18 protein-coding genes and 5 tRNA genes are annotated in these 17,589 nt (G+C 65.1%); 7 read left to right on the forward strand and 16 right to left on the reverse strand.

Annotation, left to right across the window (positions count from 1 at the left end; genetic code table 11):
- Positions 1-68: 68 nt before the first annotated feature.
- The 12 genes from BN2156_RS18395 to BN2156_RS18450 all read right to left on the reverse strand — a co-directional run bounded on the left by BN2156_RS18395 (position 69) and on the right by BN2156_RS18450 (position 8,193).
- Positions 69-1,406 carry a flavin monoamine oxidase family protein gene (locus BN2156_RS18395; protein ID WP_090516437.1) on the reverse strand — a complete coding sequence of 446 codons (1,338 nt, stop codon included), beginning with the start codon at positions 1,404-1,406 and terminating at the stop codon, positions 69-71.
- Entirely contained in the window at positions 1,403-4,336 is a 2,934-nt protein-coding gene (locus tag BN2156_RS18400; protein ID WP_264035161.1) for an aminotransferase, read from the reverse strand. Before BN2156_RS18400 ends, BN2156_RS18395 begins: the two co-directional genes overlap by 4 nt.
- A gap of 181 nt (positions 4,337-4,517) precedes the next feature.
- A complete protein-coding gene (locus BN2156_RS18405) occupies positions 4,518-4,991 on the reverse strand; it encodes an Lrp/AsnC family transcriptional regulator (protein WP_090516438.1) in 474 nt (157 codons plus the stop codon).
- A gap of 129 nt (positions 4,992-5,120) precedes the next feature.
- Positions 5,121-5,194: transfer RNA gene (locus BN2156_RS18410), tRNA-Arg, on the reverse strand.
- 11 nt (positions 5,195-5,205) lie between these two features.
- Positions 5,206-5,279 (reverse strand) — tRNA-Arg (locus BN2156_RS18415).
- A gap of 11 nt (positions 5,280-5,290) precedes the next feature.
- Positions 5,291-5,367, reverse strand: a tRNA-His gene (locus BN2156_RS18420).
- A 2-nt stretch (positions 5,368-5,369) separates the two neighbouring features.
- Positions 5,370-5,457: transfer RNA gene (locus BN2156_RS18425), tRNA-Ser, on the reverse strand.
- Positions 5,437-5,949 carry an HNH endonuclease gene (locus BN2156_RS18430; RefSeq protein ID WP_090516439.1) on the reverse strand — a complete coding sequence of 171 codons (513 nt, stop codon included), beginning with the start codon at positions 5,947-5,949 and terminating at the stop codon, positions 5,437-5,439. Before BN2156_RS18430 ends, BN2156_RS18425 begins: the two co-directional genes overlap by 21 nt.
- Before the next feature lie 123 nt (positions 5,950-6,072).
- Positions 6,073-6,147 (reverse strand) — tRNA-Lys (locus tag BN2156_RS18440).
- Positions 6,148-6,339: 192 nt separating this feature from the next.
- Positions 6,340-6,594, reverse strand: coding sequence for a hypothetical protein (locus tag BN2156_RS30575; RefSeq protein WP_131725178.1), 255 nt, complete (start codon positions 6,592-6,594; stop codon positions 6,340-6,342).
- Positions 6,595-6,653: 59 nt separating this feature from the next.
- Positions 6,654-7,025, reverse strand: coding sequence for a J domain-containing protein (locus BN2156_RS18445; RefSeq protein WP_090516440.1), 372 nt, complete (start codon positions 7,023-7,025; stop codon positions 6,654-6,656).
- Positions 7,026-7,773: 748 nt separating this feature from the next.
- Entirely contained in the window at positions 7,774-8,193 is a 420-nt protein-coding gene (locus tag BN2156_RS18450; RefSeq protein WP_090517474.1) for an Hsp20/alpha crystallin family protein, read from the reverse strand.
- A gap of 134 nt (positions 8,194-8,327) precedes the next feature.
- Between BN2156_RS18450 and BN2156_RS18455 the strand changes: the two genes are divergently transcribed.
- The 3 genes from BN2156_RS18455 to BN2156_RS18465 all read left to right on the forward strand — a co-directional run bounded on the left by BN2156_RS18455 (position 8,328) and on the right by BN2156_RS18465 (position 10,554).
- The gene (locus BN2156_RS18455) at positions 8,328-8,666 is read left to right on the forward strand and encodes a MerR family transcriptional regulator (RefSeq protein ID WP_235625403.1); all 339 of its coding nucleotides are present in this window, start codon (positions 8,328-8,330) and stop codon (positions 8,664-8,666) included.
- Positions 8,667-8,946: 280 nt separating this feature from the next.
- On the forward strand, positions 8,947-9,546 hold the full coding sequence (gene lysE / locus BN2156_RS18460) for an L-lysine exporter (RefSeq protein ID WP_090516442.1): 600 nt from the start codon (positions 8,947-8,949) through the stop codon (positions 9,544-9,546).
- 90 nt (positions 9,547-9,636) lie between these two features.
- Positions 9,637-10,554: an alpha/beta fold hydrolase gene (locus BN2156_RS18465; RefSeq protein ID WP_235625471.1), complete on the forward strand. Its 918-nt coding sequence runs from the start codon at positions 9,637-9,639 to the stop codon at positions 10,552-10,554.
- Here BN2156_RS18465 and BN2156_RS18470 read toward each other — a convergent pair.
- On the reverse strand, positions 10,547-10,975 hold the full coding sequence (locus tag BN2156_RS18470) for a hypothetical protein (RefSeq protein ID WP_090516444.1): 429 nt from the start codon (positions 10,973-10,975) through the stop codon (positions 10,547-10,549). The genes BN2156_RS18465 and BN2156_RS18470 overlap by 8 nt on opposite strands.
- 352 nt (positions 10,976-11,327) lie before the next feature.
- Here BN2156_RS18470 and BN2156_RS18475 point away from each other — a divergent pair, with 352 nt between their 5' ends.
- Positions 11,328-12,674: an MFS transporter gene (locus BN2156_RS18475; protein ID WP_407661742.1), complete on the forward strand. Its 1,347-nt coding sequence runs from the start codon at positions 11,328-11,330 to the stop codon at positions 12,672-12,674.
- Positions 12,675-12,889: 215 nt separating this feature from the next.
- A complete protein-coding gene (locus BN2156_RS18480) occupies positions 12,890-13,216 on the forward strand; it encodes an MmcQ/YjbR family DNA-binding protein (protein ID WP_090516445.1) in 327 nt (108 codons plus the stop codon).
- A 19-nt stretch (positions 13,217-13,235) separates the two neighbouring features.
- Here the strand turns inward: BN2156_RS18480 and BN2156_RS18485 are convergent, their stop codons facing one another.
- Positions 13,236-14,705, reverse strand: a complete 1,470-nt coding sequence (locus BN2156_RS18485) for an amidase (protein ID WP_090516446.1) — start codon at positions 14,703-14,705, stop codon at positions 13,236-13,238.
- Positions 14,706-14,787: 82 nt separating this feature from the next.
- Between BN2156_RS18485 and BN2156_RS18490 the strand changes: the two genes are divergently transcribed.
- Both BN2156_RS18490 and BN2156_RS18495 read left to right on the forward strand, forming a co-directional pair.
- On the forward strand, positions 14,788-15,684 hold the full coding sequence (locus BN2156_RS18490; protein WP_090516447.1) for a crotonase/enoyl-CoA hydratase family protein: 897 nt from the start codon (positions 14,788-14,790) through the stop codon (positions 15,682-15,684).
- 36 nt (positions 15,685-15,720) lie between these two features.
- On the forward strand, positions 15,721-15,963 hold the full coding sequence (locus BN2156_RS18495) for a hypothetical protein (RefSeq protein ID WP_090516448.1): 243 nt from the start codon (positions 15,721-15,723) through the stop codon (positions 15,961-15,963).
- An 84-nt stretch (positions 15,964-16,047) separates the two neighbouring features.
- Here BN2156_RS18495 and BN2156_RS18500 read toward each other — a convergent pair whose 3' ends face one another.
- Positions 16,048-16,977 (reverse strand): TIGR03564 family F420-dependent LLM class oxidoreductase, encoded by a 930-nt coding sequence (locus tag BN2156_RS18500; RefSeq protein WP_090516449.1) that lies wholly within the window; start codon positions 16,975-16,977, stop codon positions 16,048-16,050.
- Positions 16,962-17,585, reverse strand: coding sequence for a carboxymuconolactone decarboxylase family protein (locus BN2156_RS18505; RefSeq protein ID WP_090516450.1), 624 nt, complete (start codon positions 17,583-17,585; stop codon positions 16,962-16,964). The genes BN2156_RS18500 and BN2156_RS18505 overlap by 16 nt, the downstream gene beginning before the upstream one ends.
- Between the last annotated feature and the right edge of the window lie 4 nt (positions 17,586-17,589).

Raw genomic sequence — 17,589 nt, forward strand, 5'->3', positions numbered from 1 at the left:
CAGGCCGGGGTTACGCAATGTAATGAATTCGGTCGAATCGTTGACACCCTGCAAGCCGGCCGGACACCTCAACTGCTCGGCGCGAGCTGATGGAGTTCTCGGAGGTCGATCGATTCTCCGAGGATGCGTTCCGCTGCCCGATGTCCCGAAAGCAACGCCCCGTTCACTGTCGCCGGGTCGGTGCTCCAGGTTGCTTCCCCGGCAAGGTGCACCACCCCCGCTGCCGGAGTCGCCATCGCGTCGTGGTCCTCATGGGACGCGCCCACCGCCACATAGGAATACGAACCCAACGAATACGGATCGCCGCCCCACCGGGTAACCCAATGATTCACCGGGGACGGAACCTTGTCGCCATAAATCTGTCTCAGGGAGGCCAGCGCCGAGGCGAGGACCTGCTCGTCGGTCATCGCCTCGACCTCCCGCCCCCGCGGGCCACCGGCGAACGTCAACAGCATCGGCTGCCCACTGCTACCCGACACGTCGTACCACGAATGCCACACGTCTCCGCCTGCGCCCTGCTGACGCATCGCATAGATATCGCTGGGCCAGAAGTGCTGTGGGAACTGAATGAACACCTTGACGAACACACCCATACCGAGCCGCTCGATCGGGCCGGCGACCTCGGGCGGCAGTTCGGGAACGAATTCGATGGATCCACTCTTGAGGACACCCAACGGCACCGTCACCACCACATTGCGACCCTGGAAAGAAGCCGCTGCGGTATCCACGCGCCCCCCTTCGGCCGACCACACCACCGACTTCACGACCTGGTTCAGCCGAACATCAAGCCCGCGGGCCAAAGTCAGCACCAGCTGGTCATAACCGCCCGGGAAAACCACCTCATCACCGAAGATCACATCTTCATCGAGGCCGTGTGCCGCAACGTCGCTGATATGCGCGCCGCACTGCTCCTCGGTGCGGTGACGATAGAACTCCCACACCCTCTGCTTGCGCTCGGTATCCCAGTCCCGGGTGGCAAGTGCTTGCGCCGCGACCGCGGCGTAACTCTGGCCGGGCTCGCACGAGGCGATGACGCGCTCCAGCTCCTGGTCAACATCGTGAACGTCATCAGCCCATCGTTGCGCGGCAACAGGATTCAACAGGGTGAACGACGGGTCATAGTTCGCGATCGGCCGGCTGTCGGGCTGAAACGCGCCCACCGTGAACTCGACGGTGTCGATGCCGAACGCCTCGACCAGATCGGTCAACGGATTCCCGTCGACGCCATGAATCCAAGAGACACCCAGATCCACACACAACCCGGCCGACCGGTCCGTCCACAACCGCCCACCGACCCGGTCCCGCGCTTCCAGAACAACTACCCGCTGACCTGCACGGCTCAGCAAGTTCGCGGCCGTGACGCCCGCTACCCCGGCACCCACAACGACCGTATCGAAGGCACTCACAGGGCGTCCTTTTCAGCCACCAGCCTGGCGCTGCTCCCAGCATTGAGTTCGGTCAGCGCGACATCCACAGCGCTGACAAAGGCGTCCGCATCCTCGACTGTCAACGTGAGCGGTGGCTTCACCTTGAGCACGTTCTGTCGTTCGGACGTCGCCTGCATGATGACGCCTAGATCGAGGAGTCGCTCACAGAGCCAAGCGGTTTCGGCTGTTGCCGGCGTCAAGGATTCGCGATCTTGCACGAGTTCCACTCCGAGGTACAGGCCGCAACCGTGGATCGCACCGATGATGGGGTGTTTTTCGCTCAGCTTCGAGAGCCGCTGATGCAGGTGAGCGCCGACCCGTGCCGCGTTGGCCTGCAGACCTTCCTCTCTGATGACGTCAAGGACGGCTGACCCGGCCACGGCGCCGGCAGGCGCTCCGGCGGCGGACGAGAAGAACATCCCCTCATCGCGCAGGGCGTCGACAATCTCACGGCGGGTGATGACCGCGCCGATCGGATAAGCGTTGCCTGCGGCCTTGGCAACCGCGATGATGTCCGGCACCACCCCCTGCATCTGAGAGCCCCAGAACGCCGCCCCCAGTCGGCCATACCCGACCTGCACCTCGTCGGCAATGGCAAGCCCGCCGTGCCGGCGCACAACCGCATACGCCTCAGCGAGATAGCCCTGCGGCGGTATCACCCCGCCTGCGTTGCCGAGCACGGGTTCGCAGATAAATGCCGCCGGGGCACGGTTTTCCGATGCTAGCGCAGCGGTGACGTCGAAAACTTGAGCCGCATATCGAGCGCCGGCGTCCGGACCTCGGAAGGGCCCACGGTAGGCGTTCGGGGCATCGACCAGGTGCACCCAATCAGGCCGTGAGGACAGCGCGTTGGGGTTGTCGAAAGCGGAGGTGCTCACCGCGTCCGCGGCCATCGTCCACCCGTGGTAGCCCTCGCGCGTCGCGATCACGTCGCGCCTGCCGGTTGCCACCCGGGCAAGCCGAATGGCGAGGTCGATCGCCTCAGAGCCGCTGTTCACCGGGATCACCGTGTCCAGGGACGGGTCCGGGCTGTAGGCGAGAAGCTTCTCGGTGAAGTCGGCGTAGGCCTGATACAGGAATCGCGAGTTCGTATTGAGCAGGTTCAGCTGTCGACCCACCGCGTCGGCCAAGCGAGGATGCGAATGGCCGATAGCGGTCACGTTGTTGACCATGTCCAGGTAGGCGCGCCCCTGGGTGTCGATCAGTCTTGTACCCCAGCCTCGTTCGATCTGCGGTGGCTCGGCATAGTAGCGCTCGGCAGCCCCACCCATGGCCCGATCACGGCGAGTGCGCACCGCGCGAAGTTCTGCGAGCGGGTCAGGCACGGAAGGTGCCCCGAGGATGAGCGACGGGTCTGCCGCACCGTCGGTCTCGTACTCGTCGTCGGGTCCGGCGAAGGTCGCGTCACCGGAGGCGTCCCGCACCCGCCGGGCAATGATGAGCCGGCCAAGGCCTTCCGGATCCGCGGCGACCTGGCCGATGGGCTCCCCTGCCTGTACGTCACCATTGGGGGCGGCTGGTGAAAGTCCTTCGAAACGAAGCACCACTCCGCGGTCGGCCAGTTCGAGCCCGGCCTCGTCTTGCACGACGGAGCCCGAAAAGGGGGCGTTCACAATCGTTCCCGGTCGCGTCCAGAGTTCGACGCGTCGCGCGCGGGCCGGTGCCGGCTGTCCAACGTCCAGCGATACCCGGGTGAGCCGGGCCTCGCCGAACCGCATCACTGCGACCGGCCCATGGTTCAGCGCCTCGCGCACAAGCTCACGTTCCACGCCGGGCGCGATCCACCGCCCGCGGTCGAGGGCTTCGCTGCGAACACCGAGATCGATCACGCGCGCTGCGCGGCTTCCCGGCAGAATCTCGGCATAGTCGTGCCCGGCGACGTGAGCTCGCCCCGCCGCCAGTCGCAGGTGCGAAGTAGCCTGAGCCGGTTCGTAATCCAGGGTTTTCTCGAACACCTGCCACTCGTGCTCGAGCCGCTCCTGTGCGTAAGCGTTGTCCGGGTCGATACTCAGCTGGCTCCACCCGCTGACCACCAAGACCGCACCGCGAAGGACCATCATGGGCCAAAGCGCAGCGAGCTCCTCATCAGTGAGTTCAACCTCCGCGGCGAAACCACGAACGGCGCGTCCGACCATGGTCATGCTTCCGGTGCGCCCAAGGACGTCGGCCGCCAGTACCGCCAGTTCTGCGACGCGCCACGAGTACGACACGTCCCCGAGGTCCACGACCCACAGCTCGCCTTGCCCGTCCATCAGCACGTTGTCGGTGGTCAGGTCGCAGTGGATGACCTGGCGCCGCAGCGCCGGCGCGAACGCCTCCAGTTGCGTGGCCGCTTCCCGTGCCGCGCGCAGGCATCTGTCGCGCAGATGCAGCGGAAGGTCTTTCTGCAGAGTCTCAACCACCTCGAGACTTCGGCTCAGTTCCCATTGGATCTCTCGGTCAGCGGCCGGATGCTCAAAACCATCCAGCGCTCGGACAGTGCGACCGGCAAGTGTGCCCAACTCCTGCGCCAGCACGCCGGTGAGCGGCTCACAATCTGCGACCGGAGCCCCTGAGACGAGTTCGAACGCACATGCTTGCGCCGGCGTCCCGTCGGCCGCCGAGACACTGATCGATCGCTGCCCGCTCGTCGTCGAGAGGACCGCCGGCGTCGCGATGCCGGAAGCCCGTAGGCGGTCCGACACCCCAGCCTGCAGTTCCAGTACCTCGGCCGGCACCGATGGGTGGTTCACCTTGAACAGCAGGCCGTCTCCCGATTCGGGGTCGACGCGAAAGTTGCGGTCCTGCTGGCTCCCGAGCTCGGAAATTCGCCCTGTCACGCCGAAGTGCTCGGCGACCACCTGCGCTGCCGCCTCGACGTCAATGGCCGGACGTACCAGGCGCCACCGCTGATCCGCGATGTTGTCCACTGCTGCCCCAATCAAGATCTACATCGTGACCGTTTACGGATTCGTGGTCATGTTACATCACTAAGCAGCGGCGAACAGTGCGTATTTCTCACCACGCACTGCTCAGGTCTTGGCATGGCGCAGCGCTGACGCACACGTGTAGAACCAGCGCAGAGCGCGGTCGCACGCATTCGTCAGGAAGCTAGCGGACGCCCCATTCGAACCGGTGCGTACGAATTCCGTAGTACGGGAACGTCTCAGCACGAGCCACGCCCGGGATGGGGCGAATTTTCTGGTTGATCACTTCGAGCATGGAAGCTTGATCGGTGGCGATGACCTCGACCAGGAGGTCGTAACGCCCCGCCGCGAGGACCACGTAGATGACGTCCTCGATGTCGTTGAGAGCTGCAGCGATGGCCTCGACATCGCCGTCGGCAACGATGCCCACCATCGCCATACTGCGATAACCGAGCCGGAGCGGATCCGTGACACCGACGATCTGCAGAATCCCACGGTCCTGAAGGCGCTTGAACCGCTTGCGCGCGCCGCCCGCGGTGAGGCCGACGAGCTCTCCGAGCTCGGCGTACCCGATGCGACCGTCCTTCTGCAACGCAGTCAGCAGGATGCGATCGATCTCGTCGAGATCGTCCCTGGCCTCAGAAGCGGGCGAACTCATGCACCGGCTCCACAAGTGAGGAAAATGGACTCTTTCGCTGCCATCAGTTACGCATCGTAACCGCTGCGCTCCGACGGCATCGCTGCCGTCGGGTTCAAAAATGGTGACGAACACCCATCTGGCTGAGCGCACCCACGGCTGGACTCGAACCAGCAACCTCCTGCTTCGTAAACAGGCGCTCTCTCCATTTGAGCTACGCGGGCATCCTGTGCCGTGCCCCTGGACGGATTCGAACCGTCAACCTTCGCCGTCGGAGGACGACGCTCTGTCCAATTGAGCTACAGGGGCATGGACATGGGTGGGGTGGCGAACGGGATTCGAACCCGTAACGACCAGGATCACAACCTGGAGCTCTACCGGATTGAGCTACCGCCACAGCGGAAGTGGAGGGACTCGAACCCCCAGCCGCGGGGTCACCACGACCACGGCTTAGCAAGCCGCTGCATTACCGTTCTGCCACACTTCCCGAAACCGCCGGCACGCGGTAGCGGTCCCGCTCGCGTGGCTCGTACGGCTCCCAGAACAACCGCATCCCGGCCTCTTCGGGAGTGCGATTCCCCTTGCGTCCGTTGCACGGCGCGCACGCGGCGACAAGATTCAGCCAGGTGTTCTGACCCCCACGCGACTCAGGTACGACGTGGTCCAGCGTGTCGCCGTATCCGCCGCAGTAGGCGCAGGTGTGGCGGTCACGTTCCAGCACCCCGGTGCGGGCTGCGCGATCGCCAGGCCGGTACGGCACGTGGATGTACTCACGTAGCGCGACCGACACCGGCAGCTCGATGACCGTCGAGGGGCTGTGTATGTGTACGACCGGGCTGTGGCGCTCGATCACGTAGACCGAACCCCGCAGCAGCAACCGTACCGCCTCCTGCCAGGTCACGTGGGTCAGCACGCGGTAGTCGGCGTTGTAAACCGTCACGGCCTGCCGACGGTTCGTGTGTTGATGAAAGCGCTTCATGATCGCGTGCCTCCTCTCTGATTGTGGCCGCGGGAACGATGGCACGAACGGAGGGGTTCGAACCCCCAACCAGTTTGGAAGACTGGCGTGCACAACCGGTTACACCTCAGCGGCATGAAATATTGGTGCGCCGTGGGGGTTTCGATCCCCCGTCTCCAGATTAAGAGTCTGGTGCTATCCCGACTCAGCTAACGGCGCGGGTGTCACATTCTTTAGTTTTCAAACGTCTTACGGGGCACGATATTTCGCGCTTCCCATCATTCGGCACAGACGTTGATCCGTGCGCCCTGCGCAAACAGCATGCGCCGTCGAGCCGGCGATTGTCGAGAGCATTTTCTGTCGTAACTTGCTGCACACCAACATAATTGGGTGAGACGAACTACAGAAACGTCAGGCGACGTTCCTGTCAGCGACAACGACGAGGTTGAGAGACTTGTGAGATTGTTCTTGGGGCCCGCGCTTCCGGCCGGGGCGCACAGAATTTTGCAGGCGTATTGACCGGAAGCAACTGCGATGCCAAAGGGCATTGCGCTCGACCGACTGCCAGGCAATGCCTTTGGCGCCCTCGGTGCCCGCGTACGACAAACTCGCCGCGGATGCATAGCGCATCCCGGCGAGCACATCGTCGTCGCAGAACATGGTCACGGCGTGACGGTAACACCGCATTGCGACAGGTCCTAGCGTTTTTTGTGCGGGACGGAGGGTTAGCCGTGACGGCGCACGGGACCGGCTCGCAAAGGAGGCACCGGGTTCTTTGCGGTAGGGGGCGTATGCCGGTGGTTGACCGGGATCGCAACGGGGCCCGTGGAGGCAGGGTCAGTGGGGTTGGGTTGTGCTGGTGTGGCAGTGCGGGCCGTGACGCCGTCGTAGTCGGCGCGGCGGGTGGGGTCACGCAGCATGGCGTAGGCGGCCAGCAGCTGTTGAAGCTGCTGGTCGGCGATGCGTGAAGACGATGCGGGACGGGTGTCGGGGTGCTGGGCGCGCAGCCCGGCGCGGTACGCGTGGGTGATTTCGGCTTGTGTGGCCGTCGGTGACACGCCCAACACCCGGTAGGGATCGGGCTGGGCGCACCCCATAGTTGCCACCTCACAGTGTCGGGCGGTGGCTCCCGGGCTTCGAGCGAGTCCGGGAGCCACCGCGGCAAATGGACTTTCGGTCGTCTACGCCGGTGCGGGGCGGGGGTTCGTTTCCCGCACCGACGCGGAATGGGCGAACCCCCGGGGCGACGGGTCCGGTTTCACTGCGGGCCCGCTGGGCCGCCCCGGAGTATTGCCACGGCGCCGGGTACGCGCCACGTTCGGTGCGCCACTTGTGGTGGCGGTGCGTGCGCGCGCCGACATCCTGCGTCGGTCGCGGTGACGCCACAATCTTCACAGTTGTGGGCGACACCGGCGTCGGTGGCGTAGAGGGTTCATCGGCGGGGTTATCACCTCCCTTGGCCAACAACGTGTTTGAGTCGCAGACCCCGCATGCGCGGAGGGGAGCGCTGGGTAGCCCACACTGGCACGGGAAGCCCAGGTCGGGCGAACCACCGGCGAGGACCGTCGGGCATCGGCGAGCCAGGGCGCCGGCGCGCGCAGGTAAGCGCGCCGACGCAAGGCGGGCGAGCCCGGGGCGCCGACCCCTCGGCGGAAAGGTCGGTTAGTTCGAGCTCCCACAGGGCCTCATCCTGTCGCAGGCTTATCCATTCGGCCTCCACGATCGCCGCTGCCTCGTCGAGCAGGCTGATGCCCCAGTCGGTATCGCGTTGGATATCGGGCGCCATGTCACTCACCCCCTTCCCGGATACGGCGTCCCGGGCCCCGCGTGCGGCGGGCCTCGTCCTCAGGCGTTGATGGCGGTCTTGTCGGTGTTGCTGGTGACCTCGATACGCCGCGGTTTGGCTTTTTCGGCCACCGGGATCGTCAACCGCAACACCCCACCGGCGTAGTTGGCCTCGATCGCATCGGTGTCCAGCGTCTCGCCCAAAAACAGCTGCCGGCTGAAAACCCCACGAGCACGCTCGGCCGAGACCATCTCCCGGTCGGGATCCAGTTCCGGACGTTGAGCGTGCACTGTGAGCACATTGCGCTCGACATCCAGATTCAGCGAATCCACATCCACCCCAGGCAGATCGAACTCGACGATGAACTTGTCGCCGTCGCGCCAGGCGTCCATCGGCATCACCGCCGGGCGCGCCGTGGTGCCCAGCACCTGCTGGGCCAGGCGATCGAAGTCGCGGAACGGATCGGTACGCATCAACATGATCATTGCCTCCTAACCCACTGTGCTGAACTACAGATGATCTATGTCATCTGCCATAAGTTTCTTATAGCACCGGCATCCGGCTTGTGCAAGGATGAATGTGGACCGAATCCGAGAGAAGTAGGAGCGGAACTGTGGAGGGCGACTCGTTGGCGCGATCGGCGCGCGGCGTCTACGGCATTTCGGTCGCCGCCGAGCTCAGCGGGATCGATCCGCAGACCCTGCGCCTGTATGAGCGCCGCGGCCTGCTCACCCCGGCCCGCACCGACGGTGGCACCCGCCGCTACAGCGACGACGACCTCCACCGGCTGCAGCGAATCGCCGAGCTGGTCGCCGACGGCGTGAACATCGCCGGTATCGCCCAGATTCTGCCGCTGCAGGACCTCAACGCCGAGCTGGCCTCGACCAACGGTGAACTCGCTTCGGAGAACGCGCGGCTGCAATCCCGAGCGCCACGCACCGCCCGCCGGTGACGCTCAGCGTCCGGCCCGGCGGTTCCACCGCGCCGAAAGCCTCACACCTATCCGCAACTCAGGTTCGCGGATCCTCATCAATCGCGCTGTCGTCTGTGCGCTGCTACAGCAAGGCCTTGATGACATAGGCCATTGCGAGCTGGTCTTCGAGTACCCCTGGCGGATCCGCCATCAGCCGGACGGCGAGGCTTGGCACGCTAGGGGACTGCATGAAAATCGCTAATGCATAGAAAGAATCATTAGCTGTACTTGATCACTGCACGTCCATAGCCTCGGAGGCATGGCTTCACCCGTCCTCGTCGGATTCCTCACCACCATGGCGTTGATCGCCGCGATCGGCGCACAGAACGCCTTCGTGTTGCGTCAGGGCATCCGCGGGGAGCACATCGTCGCCGTCATCGCAGTGTGCACGGTCTCCGATCTGATCCTGATCGCCGCGGGCATCGCCGGTGTCGGCGCGCTGATCACCGCTCACCCCGACGCGATGACGGTGGCGAAGTTCGGCGGCGCGGCCTTCCTGATCGGCTATGGCGTCCTCGCTGCGCGCCGCGCCTTCCGACCCTCGACCCTCAACCCGTCCGAGCGCACGCCGGCCCGACTGGCCGAGGTGCTGGTCACCTGCCTCGCGTTGACCTGGCTGAACCCGCACGTGTACCTGGACACCGTGGTGCTGCTCGGCTCGCTGGCCAACGAACACCAGGAACAGCGGTGGCTGTTCGGTGCAGGCGCGGTGGCCGCGAGTGCCCTGTGGTTCACCGGCCTGGGACTGGGCGCGCGCCGGCTCGCGGGATTGTTCGCCACCCCGATGACCTGGCGCATCCTCGACGGCGTCATCGCGGTGATGATGGTGGCGCTCGGCGTCAGCCTCGCGGTGTCCTGAGCGTCGGCGGCGCCACCTCGGGCTGCCGGAATTCGTCAGGCAAGTGTCGGTCGGAGTTTGGGCATGAGACAGAATCAGCAGGTGAGTCCCATGTTCCGCCGTGAACCGTCGCCGCCCCCGCACCCTCTTGCGAACGCCCCGGCCTGGTTCACCTCCGCACTGGAACAGACCCCAGAGCACTCGACCATCGACGTCGACGGCTGCTCCATCCACGTGCGCAGCTGGGGCGACCCGGACAAACCCCCGCTGGTGTTCGTCCACGGCGGTGGAGCGCATTCCGGCTGGTGGGATCACATCGCCCCGTTCTTCGCCCGGACCCACCGGGTCGTCGCACCCGATCTGAGCGGGCACGGCGACAGCGGAACCCGCACCGAATACGCCCTGTCGATCTGGGCCCGCGAAGTCCTCGCGGCCGCCGCAGCCTCCGGATCATCGGCGCGGCCCACGATCCTCGGACACAGCATGGGCGGCTGGGTCGGCGCCTCGGCGGCCACCCACTACGGCGCGCAGATCGACAGCATCCTGGTCATCGATTCGCCGTTGCGGGATCGTGCACCCGAGGAGGTGCGACTGCGCAACCGTCGCCGAGACACCGCCGGATATCCCACCGAAGACGAGATCGTGGCCCGATTCCGGGCAGTGCCCAAGCAGGACGTGACACTGCCCTATATCGGTCACCACATCGCCGTGCAATCCGTGCGCAAGACCGACGACGGGTGGGTGTGGAAGTTCGATCCAGACATCTTCGGTGGTCTGCTGATGGACGAGACTCCCGACGACGAGGAGATCCTGGAGAACGCCTTCGCCCGAATCCCTTGCCGCATTGGGTATTTGCATTGCGAACACGGGGTTGTTCCGCCCCGGATGGCCGACCAGATCCGTTCGATCCTGCAACTTCGTGGCCCGTTCGTCGAGCTCGCCGAGGCCGGCCATCACCCCATGCTCGACCAGCCGCTGCCCCTGGTGGCGACCATCCGCACTCTGCTGGAGTTCTGGTCGATCACTTAGCCTGCAGCGGACCTGCGAATGACTTCTTCAGCGCTCGCGGGGCGACGATGGGTAGCAGAGCGGCCAGCAGCTTGCGCTTGAGTCCCGTTGGGTTGCGGATCAATTCGATGTCGATCCGGGTACCGCCGGCTTGTGAGGTGAGCTGAAACACCCAGCCACCGCCCGGGCCGAAGACCTTGGAATCGTGGGTCGCGACGGTGACGCGCCGACTGTGTGTATCCCAGTCGTAGCGGGCGCGCTCCCACGCCGCCGCGGTTCCTTCGGTGACTTCGGCCCAGGTGTCGCCCGATGCGTGCACCTCGAAATGGTCCGCGTCGATCGTCGGCCACCGCTGCGGACGTGTCGGTCCGAAGTCGGTCAGCACACTCATGACGGCAACGGGATCGAGCGCCGATGTCATCTGAAACGAAACGGCGGGCATGTACGGCTCCTCGGGGTGTAACGAATTCTTCTGGGGCATTGCGACATTCATCCGGCGCCGGCGATCGCGCCTACGAATGTCATGCGTCCATCTGACCCGCCAAAGGTGATCAAGTCCAACGATTGCTTTAGATACAAGTCATCTCCACTAGAGATGGCTTACACACGGCGGGGGCCGGAACACCTCGCCGAGCCATAATTCATACTACGACTGAATCAGTCGATGCCTAGACGGTCTTGGACATGCATCAATGCGCTCCTTTACATTCCACTGTGAGGCGGGTCACTCATCCGGTGTATCCCGCAACCACCGCACATCTCGGTGGAGCTGACCGAAAGGAGCGGAAGTGTCGATCACGCAGCCCGCGCCCGCCGACCTGCAGTCGGCGGTGTCGAAATTCTTCCGCCGCGTTGTGCCGCTGCTGATCATCATGCTGATCTGCAACCAGCTCAACCGCGCCAATATCGGTTACGCACAGGAATACCTTGAGGCAGACGTCGGTATCGGTGCTGCCGCCTACGGTTTCGGCGCAGGCGTGTTCTTCGTGGCCTACGCGCTCTTCGAGCTTCCCAGCAACATCCTGATGGAGAAGTTCGGCGCCCGTATCTGGCTGACGCGCATCATGATCAGCTGGGGACTGGTGTCCGCCGCCATGATGTTCGTGCAAAGCGCCGAAATGTTCTACGTCCTGCGATTCCTGCTGGGCATGGCCGAGGCCGGCTTCTTCCCGGCGGTCATTTACTACATGGCCAAATGGCTGCCCGACAGCCATCGCGGACGGGCAACAGCGCTGTTCATCGCCGGCTCCTCCATCGCCGCGGCCATCTCAGGTCCACTGTCTGGGCCTCTCCTCTCACTGCACGGCCAGGGCGGTCTTCGCGGATGGCAGTGGCTGTTCCTGATCGAGGGGATGGTGTCCGTGCTCGTCGGCATCGTCGCGTACTTCATGCTCAACTCGAAGATCCGCGATGCCCGGTGGCTGACCCGCGCCGAACAGGACGCCCTCATCGACGCGATCGATGCCGAGGAAGCCGAAAAGACCAAGTCTTCCGGCGTCGAAGGCAAAGGCAACCGCTGGAAGATGCTGGCGGACCCCAAGCTGCTGCTGTTCTGCTGGATCTACTTCGCCATTCAGCTGTCCATCTACGCCAACACTTTCTGGCTGCCATCCATCGTCCGACGCATCGACGGCCTCAACGACATCACCGTCGGCCTGCTGTCGAGCCTGCCGTGGATCAGCGCAGTCATCGCGATGTACCTGTCCTCACGCCTCGGCGACTACAACCCCTCACTGCGTCGCCCCCTGCTGATCTTCGCTCTCCTCACCGCCGCCGCCGGCACCTACCTGGCGGCCATCACCTCGCCGTTGCTGGCGCTGTTCTTCCTGTGCATCGCGGCGATGGGCTTCAAGAGCGCCAGTCCGCTGTTCTGGTCGATCCCCCAATCCTCCATGCACCCAATGGTATTGGCGCCGGCGATCGCGATCATCAACTCGCTGGGCAATCTGGGCGGATTCGTCGCGCCGTTCGGTTTCGGCCTGATCAAACAAGCCACCGGTACGGTCACCTGGGGCCTGTATGCACTGGCCGCCGCAAGCCTGATCGCTGCCGCGTCCGTCTTTCTCGTGCGCAAGCGGTCGGTCGATGTCACCGACTACTTCTTCCCCGAGAAGACATCGGCAGACAAGGCGTCGCACTGACGAACCCTGACCACTCACTGTCGTCACCTTGGTCTCCCCGCCACCGCCGTTCCGGTCTACGAGGCCACCGACAACGGTATCCGTCCGTCCCGATTCGGCCTCACCAACCACGTTTGACTGAACGGACCGCGACCGCACCGAGGTGTCTGTCACGTCACGGCCCCCGGTAGGCTGCCGGAGCGAAAACCCATGCGCGATCGGAGGTCCGCTACCCCGTGCTCGACGCTGACGACGTGCGCAGCATCGCACTCTCCTTCCCCGAGACCACCGAGAAGGAACGCTGGGGCCATCCCACCTTCGACGTGGCGGGCAAGATGTTCGTCACCGTACCCGACGACGAGACCTCATTTGCGGTGCGCTGCCCCCGGTTTGACCGTGAGGAATTGATCGCCGCCGAACCGCACAAATTCTGGGTTCCACAACACGAGGCCGCCTCGGCCTGGGTGCGGGTCCGGTTGACCGAACTGGAGGATCGGCAAGAGCTCCGCGATATTCTGCTCGACTCCTGGCGGCAAGCGGCGCCGACCCGGCTGACCGAGTAGCTTCACCTGGCGCGACCGGTCAGACCGCGGCAACGCGATCGGCCCACGGCATCGCCTGCTCGAGCTGCGACCCCAACTTCAGCAGCAGCGCCTCACCGGCAAGCGGTGCGACGAACTGCACGCCGAGCGGCAGGCCCTCTGCCGTCCAGTGCAGCGGTAGCGAGATCGCCGGGCGGCCGGTGATGTTCGCCAACTGCGTGTAGGGCACCCAGCCCAAGTTCTTGTCCACCATGTCGTCGACGATCTTGGTGTAGCGCAACATGCTTGCGGTTCGGGTCTTGATCAGCGCGTCCGCGGCGTGCTGCAGCATCACCGGCAGATCGAACTCCCCGATCCGCGGAGGCAGGGTGGCCAGGGTGGGCGTCAACAGCAGGTCGTAGGACTCGAAGTACGTGCTGAGCCGCCGGGTGTGTTCGTGGCGCCGCTGCACCGCGTCCAGGTAGTCGACACTGCTCGTAGCCCGGCCGATCGCCGCCATGATGAGCGTGTCACGTTCGAAACCGTCGTCGCCCGCGCCGGTGAGCCGCTTGGCCTCGGCGAGTTCCCATGCGCTGTAGACGAACCAGGTCAACAGGAAGTCACGAGCGAGCGCGGCGTCGTCGAAGGGCGCTTGGGGCAGTTCCTCGACATGGTGGCCGAGTTCTGTCAGCACGGCAGCTGTGGCCTCGACGGCGGCGAACGCCTCGCGGTGGGGCGCCGGGTTGATCGCCGTCGGAACCCGCAGCCCGATCCGAAGTTTCCCGGGATCTGCACCCACACAGGACGCGAACGGCTCAGCGGGCACGCCGGGCACGTACGGCCCCCAGGATTCGCCGCCGCTGAGGACGTCGAGCATCCCCGCCGTGTCACGAACCGTCCGGGAGACCACCCCTTGCACGGCCGCGCCGTGCATGGATTCCGCGGTCGCCGGGCCCGACGGGGTCAGCCCGCGACCCGGCTTCAACCCGACGAGTCCACAACTGCCCGCCGGAATGCGGATCGATCCGCCACCGTCGTTGGCGCCGGCGCAGGGCACGATGCCCGCCGCGACGGCGGCCGCCGATCCACCCGAGCTCCCACCCGGCGACCGGGACAGATCCCAGGGGTTGCGGGTCGGCCCCCAGGCGTCCGGCTCGGTGATGCCCTTCGCCCCGAACTCAGGTGTGTTGGTCTTGCCGAAAATGACCAGGCCGGCGTCGAGCCAGCGCTGTACGACCGTCGCGTGCTCTGGGGCGATCAGCGACATCTGCGCACGTGAACCGGCCGAGGTGGGCAACCCCGCATAGTCCTGCGCAAGATCCTTGATCAGGAACGGGACCCCGGCGAATGGACCGGTCAGATCGTCCGACGGCGACGCCGGGACGTCGCGCACGATGGCATTGATCGTCGGGTTGACCGCCGCGGCCCGCTCCCGGGCAACCGCGAGAAGCTCAGCCGCCGAAACCTGCTTGTCAGCAACCAGTTTCGCCAAGGAGGTAGCGTCATGAGCACGGTACTCGTCGAAGTCCATCCCATGAACCTAGACCGCGCCGACGTTGCGCGGTGATCTACCGGCAGTATCTGAGGAGCAACCGACCCGAGGAGGAGCATTCGTGGAGTTCACGACGATCCGGCACGAACTCGACGACGGGATCCTCACCGTCGTCCTCGACCGCCCGGACAACCTCAACGCCTTCACTGTCGAGATGGCCGACGAGCTCGAGCGGACCTTCGTGGCGGTCAACGACGACGACGCGGTTCGCGCGGTCATCGTGACCGGTGAGGGAAGGGCGTTCTGCGCCGGCATGGACCTGTCGAGCGAAGGCAACGTGTTCGGCCTGGACGAGTCGAAGACGCCGAGCCTGGCCGACATGGCCGACCTCGACGACCCCGAATTGCAACGGGTCCGGGATACCGGCGGCCGGGTCACACTGGCGATCTACGCCTGCCGCAAGCCTGTGATCGCCGCCGTCAACGGCGCCGCGGTGGGGATCGGCGCGACGATGACGCTGGCCATGGACGCTCGGCTCATGTCGACGAAGGCCCGCTTCGGCCTGGTCTTCGGGAAGCTCGGTATCACCCCGGAAGCGTGTTCCACCTGGTTCCTACCGCGGATCGTCGGTATGCCAACGGCTTTGGACCTGGTGTACCGGTCGGACATTCTCACCGCCGACGCCGCCCGCGAGATCGGCCTGGCCCAGGCCGTGTACGAGCCCGACGCACTGATCGCCGAGGCACGCATGCTGGCCGACGCGTGGACACGCGACCGCTCACCGGTGTCGGTGGCACTCATGCGGCAGATGCTCTACCGGAATGCCGCTGAGCCGCATCCGGTCGACGCACACCGGGTCGACTCCCTGGCGATGTTCTACACCAGCATCGGCGACGGCCACGACGGGGTGCGGGCCTTCCTCGACAAGCGGCCACCACAGTTCACCGGCCAGGCTTCCGAGATGCCGCCGTTCTATGAAGAGTGGATCTCCGGCGGCGATAGACCGCGGTCACGCTGACGTTTGGCGCGCACAAAAAGCGGCTACCGACAACGCATGTCTCAACCCAACGCTGACAGCCGCATCGACGACGTCGCCCCCGGCGACATCATCGGCCCAGGTTCCGGCGAGCCGGCCTGCAAGGTGGTTCACAAAGAACCAACGGAAACAGGCTTCCTGGTCACCTTCGAGGGCAACGACGGGGAGACCTTTCAGCGTGAGTTCGCCGCCGGAACCCCGGTGACGCGGTCATTGGAGGCCAAGTGGGAGTCCACCCAGAGCCCGACTGCGCATTCGTAACCGTGAACCGTCCCTTTACCAGGTAGGCGAACCATAAAGCCGACGACTGTCGCCCACGCGATCGCAGAGCGCCGGTGACTTGCGTCATGATCGATGATCGAGCAGTTCTCGGAGCAGGTCGATGGTGCGCTGCCGAGACGCACTACGTTGGGTCCGGTCAACACCCACCGCGACGGGCTGGGCCCAGATGTCGGTGGCACCGGCATCGAGCAAGCTCTGCAACTGGGAACGCACCGACTTCTCGTTGCCCACGATCGCGAGGTCAGCTGGTGCACTGCCGCCGCCGGTTTCGATGATGCGTTGGTAATTGGGCATTCCGCCGTAGATTCCGGCGGTGGCGGCGGTGGCGGACCTGGCAGCGGATTCGTCGTCGTGAACCGCTACCGGCAGGCCGGCCACGATGCGGGGCGACGGCCGGCCGGCGGCGGTCGCAGCGGTGGCAATGCGCGGAACGATATGGCTTTCAATCGCTTTCGCAGACGCCATCCACAAGATCGTTCCGTCGGCGATCGCTCCGGCCACCCTCAGCATCCGGGGCGAGAGCGCCGAGAGCAGCACCTGTACTGGCGCCGCGGGCGCCGCGGGCGCGGAAGTGTGGGCGCTCCAGTCGTGGCCGGTGAAGTCAACCTGCTCGCCGCGCAGCAGCGCGGTGATGATGGTGAGGTACTCCTCGGTGTTGCGGCCGGGATGGGCGTACGACAAGCCGTAGAGGCCTTCAACGGCTGTGGCGTGCGAGGCTCCCAACCCGAGAGTGAGGCCGGGCCTGCCCATGGCATCAGCGGCCGCGGTGACACGGTTGGCCTGCAGTAGCGGATGGCACGGATAGGTCTGCAGCACGGCGGTGCCCAGCTCGATCCACGAGGTTTCCCGGCCGGCAAGTGCCATGGCGGTCAACGGATCTGACGCAACGTTGCTGGCGTACCACAGTGAGCTGAAACCTTGTTCTTCGGCGATGCGGGCTTGGCGCAGGATCGACTCCACGGTCGATCCGCCGCCGGTCAGTCCGATGCGCATCGGCCCTGCGCCGGGTAGAGCTCGTGGTACCGGCTCATGAGATCGGGGATGTCGTCGTCCATGGTCAACTCGAACGACTTGAACAGACGCGCCAGGATGTCGTAGCCGCCGGCGGTGAACACCAGATCCAGCAACTGGCGGGTATCGAATTCCGTGGCGAGCACTTGCCATGTGGCCGTGCTGATTCCGCCGTCGAGGATCATCTCGTCGACGGAGCGGATAAGGGCCGCCTCGAGCGGGCTCCATAACGGGGAATCCGGTCCGTAGGCGATCCGGCCGACTTCCTCGTCGGTCAGACCCGCGTCTCGCGCGACGAACAGGTGTTGGTACCACTCGTAGCTTGATTTGCGCACCGCGGCCACCCGCATCACCACGATCTCCCGTTGCCGTTCGGTCAGGGTCGTGCCGAGCAGGAGATGGCCATTGAAGGTGAAGTAGGCACGTGCGAGGTCGGGATGGTGAGCGAGCGTTCCCAGAGTGTTGAGCGCTTTGGGCCGGTCTTTGGTGGGCATGGGTTGGTGCCGTGGGTTCGGCGGACGCAATCCTGCCATCGCCGCGCGGAATTCTCCCGAAAACTCTTGGGGTGGTATTGGATTGATGCGTGCCATGTGG

Source organism: Mycolicibacterium neworleansense (assembly GCF_001245615.1).
Lineage (GTDB): Bacteria > Actinomycetota > Actinomycetes > Mycobacteriales > Mycobacteriaceae > Mycobacterium > Mycobacterium neworleansense.

Bases quoted from the DNA above. Each gene is read 5' to 3' on its own strand.
- BN2156_RS18470 (WP_090516444.1), bottom strand. From the start codon at position 10,975: ATGCCCGCCGTTTCGTTTCAGATGACATCGGCGCTCGATCCCGTTGCC.
- lysE (WP_090516442.1), top strand. From the start codon at position 8,947: ATGGCTTCACCCGTCCTCGTCGGATTCCTCACCACCATGGCGTTGATC.
- BN2156_RS18500 (WP_090516449.1), bottom strand. From the start codon at position 16,977: ATGCGCATCGGACTGACCGGCGGCGGATCGACCGTGGAGTCGATCCTG.
- BN2156_RS18485 (WP_090516446.1), bottom strand. From the start codon at position 14,705: ATGGACTTCGACGAGTACCGTGCTCATGACGCTACCTCCTTGGCGAAA.
- BN2156_RS18495 (WP_090516448.1), top strand. From the start codon at position 15,721: ATGTCTCAACCCAACGCTGACAGCCGCATCGACGACGTCGCCCCCGGC.
- BN2156_RS18450 (WP_090517474.1), bottom strand. From the start codon at position 8,193: ATGTTGATGCGTACCGATCCGTTCCGCGACTTCGATCGCCTGGCCCAG.
- BN2156_RS18430 (WP_090516439.1), bottom strand. From the start codon at position 5,949: ATGAAGCGCTTTCATCAACACACGAACCGTCGGCAGGCCGTGACGGTT.
- BN2156_RS18505 (WP_090516450.1), bottom strand. From the start codon at position 17,585: ATGGCACGCATCAATCCAATACCACCCCAAGAGTTTTCGGGAGAATTC.
- BN2156_RS18445 (WP_090516440.1), bottom strand. From the start codon at position 7,025: ATGGGGTGCGCCCAGCCCGATCCCTACCGGGTGTTGGGCGTGTCACCG.
- BN2156_RS18465 (WP_235625471.1), top strand. From the start codon at position 9,637: ATGTTCCGCCGTGAACCGTCGCCGCCCCCGCACCCTCTTGCGAACGCC.
- BN2156_RS18405 (WP_090516438.1), bottom strand. From the start codon at position 4,991: ATGAGTTCGCCCGCTTCTGAGGCCAGGGACGATCTCGACGAGATCGAT.